The sequence below is a fragment of the Pedobacter sp. genome, assembly GCF_035566355.1.
In the GTDB taxonomy this organism is placed as follows: Bacteria; Bacteroidota; Bacteroidia; order Sphingobacteriales; family Sphingobacteriaceae; genus Pedobacter.
The window spans coordinates 1-4,829 of the sequence record NZ_DATMRL010000400.1; the positions used below are offsets into that span (position 1 = coordinate 1).

Genomic DNA, 4,829 nt, shown 5'->3' on the forward strand with positions numbered 1-4,829 from the left:
GCTCTCCCAGGGAATTTTAAAGATTCTTAATGACCCGGTTTATCAGCATAAGCTCAAGAACAGAGCACGACTTGTTCGTCAGAATAATGATCTTGAAGTAATCTCCAGCCAATGGGAGGATCTGATCCTCTTTAACTCTTAAATTTTAAAACTATGAATATTCCTTTTTCTCCTCCTTTTATTGATCAGGCAGTGATTAATGAGGTTCTTGACTCGCTGTATGCCAATTGGATTACTTCCGGGCCCAAGGTAAAAATGCTAGAAGCCGAAGTGGTTAAATTAACCGGTTCTGCGGCAGCAGTATGTGTCAATTCATGGACGTCGGGCGCTATGCTGATGTTAAAATGGTTTGGAGTTAAAGAAGGAGATGAGGTCATCGTGCCAGCCTATTCCTATTGCGCAACGGCGCTGTGTGTCTTGCATTGCGGAGCAATTCCGATCATGGTGGACGTTCTGGATGATTGTACCCTGGATCCTGTAGAAGTAAGAGCTAAAATTACCAGCAAGACAAAGGCAATTATCGCTGTAGATATTGCCGGGTTACCCTGCAAATACGATCAGTTGAAAACTATAGTACGGGAACCGCAGATCATGGACCTGTTTGAAGCAGAAAGTTCAAGACAAACAGCACTTGGCAGGATCCTGCTGCTTGCAGATGCAGCACACTCCATTGGCTCGTACTACGATGGACTTTCTGCAGCCTTACAGGCAGATGTAACCATTTTTTCTTTCCACGCCGTAAAAAATATCACCACTGCAGAAGGAGGTTGTATCTGCTTAAACCTGCCTGCCAGTTTTGACAACATAGAAGAGTTTAATTTTTTAAAACTATTTTCCCTAAATGGACAAAACAAAGACGCTTTTGCCAAATCAAAAGGGGCAAACTGGAAGTATGATATTCTATTAAAAGGCTATAAGGTCAATATGCCCGATGTTTGTGCAGCCATTGGCCTTGCCCAGATCCGAAAATATACATCAACGCTTCTTCCTTTGAGAAAAGACATCAGCGAGAAATACTGCGAAGGATTTAAAGGCCAGCACTGGTTTATCCCTCCGGTAACCAAAGACGATCAAAGGGAAACCTCCTATCATCTCTTTCCCTTGCGTATCAAAGGAATAACCGAGGCCCAGCGCGATCAGATCATTGAAGACCTGGTTAACAAAGGTATCGTCGTTAATGTCCATTTTATTCCGATGCCGATGCTAAGCTATTTTAAAAGCATTGGTTATGAGATCAGACATTATCCAAACAGCTATAGACTGTATGCCTGCGAAATTTCTTTACCGATCTATCCTCAGCTTACCGATCTTGAAATCAGGTTTATCATCGACAGCGTTATCGAAGCTGTACAAGTCAATATTAGCTATGAATACGAAAAGAATGTTTGATGTGGTATTTGCCCTTCTGGGTTTGTTATGCCTTCTTCCTGTATTTATTATAGTGATCATCTGGCTGAAATTCGATTCTGCAGGCGGAATTTTTTACAAACAGGTACGCGTAGGACTGAACCAGAAAAACTTTGAACTCTATAAGTTCCGGACCATGTATTGTGGCTCAGACCGCTCGGGCTTACTTACCGTAGGTAATCATGACGCACGCATCACCGCCGCAGGTTACTATTTAAGGAAGTATAAAATTGACGAACTGCCTCAGCTGCTCAATATTCTAAAAGGGGAAATGAGTTTTGTTGGACCAAGACCAGAAGTCTGCAAATATGTGGATATGTACGATTCAGATCAAAAAAGAGTATTAACTGTAAAACCCGGAATTACAGATTGGGCCTCTATACAATTCATAGACGAAAACCAGCTGTTGGAGCGTTCAGATGACCCGGAAGACTTCTACATCCATACAGTGATTCCATTAAAGCTTAACCAGAACCTGAAATATATTGATCACCATAACCTCTGGATCGACCTGAAAATTATTTCTTATACACTCAGGAGTATACTGCACCGATAATGCTTAAGGATTTACAAAATGAAGACCTTAAAAATCCTGGATTGGCCGGAAAAAAGATTTTATGGAGAAAGTCATCCTTTTCATCGTTGGAAAAACGAATTTCTGGCCCATGGTTTAAAAGTAGAATTCTATACAAATCATTTGGACAAAAGATTGGCGGATGCAGATTATCTGCTGCTGCACTCCAGATATTTTGCCAGCGGCTGGCAGCACCTGCAAACAAGAAATACACAGAATGAAGCGGAGCTGATCGCTTATCTTCAAAAAATGAATACACGGACGGGCAGGTTAATCTGGTTCGACGCGGCAGATTCCTCAGGCTCTTCAGATTTTCCGATCATTGCTTATGTAGATGTATTTCTCAAGAAACAAGTACTGAAAGATAAACAGTACTATACCCATGCAAACCAGGGGAGGAACCTCCGGCTCTGGCTCGATCTCTTACCTAAAAACGCTAAAACAATATTTGAGCCCTGCCCGGCAAACCAGCTTCAGAAAATTAATATAGGATGGAATATCGGTTTTAACGACTACCGGTTCTTTGGCTATAAAATGAGCAGACTGAGTAATTACTTAAGCTATAAGGTCTATCCGCCAAGATTTTCAACCGTTGTTAAAAACAGGAGCCTGGACCTGACCTTTAGGGGGACAATCCATCAGGATCATGGAGAGATAAAAGGCATCTCAGATCAGCGGAATTATATATTGGCTTTGTTTACTCAATTGCAGCTGCAAATTGCCAGTGGCTGTAATGTAAGCAAAAGCAGGTACTGGAAAGAACTTAGAAATTCCAAAATTGGCCTGAGTCCATTTGGATGGGGGGAAATCTGTTACCGTGATTTTGAAACTTTTATTTCAGGAGCGCTATTGGTTAAACCATTGATGAATCATCTGGAGACCTTTCCGAATCTCTATCAGGAAAACGAAACCTATATCCCGGTTTCATGGGATCTCCTCGATCTGGAAGAAAAGCTGGACCATTTAATTACCTATTACAAAGCCCATCAGGATATTGCTGCTTATGGGCAGGAAGTTTACAGAAAAGCTATTTATGATGCCAATTCTTTTGTTCAACAGATTGTACAAGGAATTGGCAAGATCTAAAACCTATTGATATGAAATTACCGGTGATCATATGTGTGACATTGTATTTGTTCAGTCTGGCTTTCGGTGTATTTATGACTGCATTTTTTAGAATTCCCGCACCACTGATTTTTTGCTTTCCGCTGATCTTCATTTTTAAGCAGCAGGGGGAAACATCCTTCCTGTATGCCAGGGAATTGCTGTGGATCGGTATTGCTGTATTTCTGTACAGTGTTATTGGTCTGGCCGACTTTAATGGTTTTGCCGCCAATATGATCTGTATTTTGCTTTGTGCGCTCTACTTCAATTACTTTGTAGGCGATAACCTGCAACGTCTTAAACTGTCTATATGGATCTTTTTTGCCCTCCTCACTTTCTCAGGAGTAGTCATGGTCCTGAACCATTATTTTGGAGAAATAGATGGATTAAGAGCTTTGCTGATGGGAGACGAGGTGGTACAGAGTCCCTCTGGCATTGCGCTTACACAATTTACTTTTGGCTACCAGATGGCCGCCTTGTGCTGTTTTGCTTTTATCTTTGTTTGTGTCTATAAAAGGCATTTCTTACTGGTTCTGCTGGTTCTTATGGCCTGCCTGCTGTTTCTCTTTCTGGGTATGCAACGCTCGGCCTTTGTAACCTTTACGCTCGTGGTATTTCTTTTTATGCTGCTCAATTACAGGATGAAAGCAGTAATCTCTATTGCTATGATCCTGCTGGCCAGTTTCTTGTTTTTCAATTATGTACTAAAAGACAATCTGGGTGGCGCAGAAAATATCCTGACCAAAAATGAACATAACGATGCATCAAACGACCGGTCTGGCCTTGCTATGGAAAATCTGAGGATCTACACAGAATATCCTTTCGGGCTCATTTTTTATGGTAAGAACTGGGGAGATGTAATCTACCGTGACTATGTATTTTCATCTGGCATTACCTCGCATAATGCCTACCTGATGTTCTTTACTTACCTGGGGCCGTTTGCCGGTATTGGCTTATTACTGGCCATTTATTATAAACCTATTCAGTTGTTTCTTGGTGCAGTCAGGTTCATCAGAAAGAAAGAAAATGCCTTAATGATCTGTTTATGCTTCTCTTTTATAGGCATTTGTCTGAATGCATTATCGCATAATCCATGGCTGCTTAGTGCAGACGGGCCTACCGTTTTTTTGTATTTCAGCATCCTGCAACTACACCATATCCAAACCAGAGCGGTTGCGGAGGATGCCGTATTAAATCCCTATATCTATGCCTAAAATTCGAATTGTACAGATTATCGGTAGTCTGAGCCGGGGAGGCGCAGAGCGGTTTGTAGTAGACCTTTGTAATGAAATGGCCCGGAATACCAGATGCGAAATTTATTTGGTTTCCCTGATGGACAATGGTGAAGAAGGTTTTGTAAAAGACCTGGATCCCCGGGTAAAGTATGTAAGTTTCAGTAAGAAGGTGGGTTTTAGTCTGAAGGTATTCCTGAAATTGACCTTTTGGCTCAGAAACCAGCACCCTGCAGTGGTACACAGCCATTTAAATAGTTCAGAGTACCTATTTCTTTATCGGTTATACAGCAGCAGAACCTTGTTCTTTCACACCATCCATAATGTTGCCCGGGAAGAATGCCCTGGTTTTTGGTTAAAAAACCTAAGAGGGATATTTTACCGTTTCCATAAGGTGAAACCAGTTACCATCTCTGAAAACGGGAGGGAAACCTACCGGACATATTATGGACTGGATAACGATATTCTCATTGAGAATGGCCGGCCGTCATTAAAAACTACGGAACATGTAG

General features: G+C 41.6%; 5 protein-coding genes. All 5 read left to right on the plus strand.

Translation table 11 applies throughout. The features are described 5' to 3' along the window. Positions 1-153 precede the first annotated feature (153 nt). Positions 154-1,389, plus strand: coding sequence for a DegT/DnrJ/EryC1/StrS family aminotransferase (locus VNZ46_RS15395; RefSeq protein WP_325560952.1), 1,236 nt, complete (start codon positions 154-156; stop codon positions 1,387-1,389). Beyond that, positions 1,367-1,963: a sugar transferase gene (locus VNZ46_RS15400; RefSeq protein WP_325560953.1), complete on the plus strand. Its 597-nt coding sequence runs from the start codon at positions 1,367-1,369 to the stop codon at positions 1,961-1,963. The genes VNZ46_RS15395 and VNZ46_RS15400 overlap by 23 nt, the downstream gene beginning before the upstream one ends. Before the next feature lie 18 nt (positions 1,964-1,981). Further along, on the plus strand, positions 1,982-3,067 hold the full coding sequence (locus VNZ46_RS15405; protein WP_325560954.1) for a glycosyltransferase family 1 protein: 1,086 nt from the start codon (positions 1,982-1,984) through the stop codon (positions 3,065-3,067). An 11-nt stretch (positions 3,068-3,078) separates the two neighbouring features. After that, entirely contained in the window at positions 3,079-4,299 is a 1,221-nt protein-coding gene (locus tag VNZ46_RS15410; RefSeq protein ID WP_325560955.1) for a hypothetical protein, read from the plus strand. Next, positions 4,292-4,829 (plus strand): glycosyltransferase (locus VNZ46_RS15415; protein ID WP_325560956.1); only part of this gene is annotated, 538 nt, incomplete at its 3' end. The genes VNZ46_RS15410 and VNZ46_RS15415, both read left to right, overlap by 8 nt.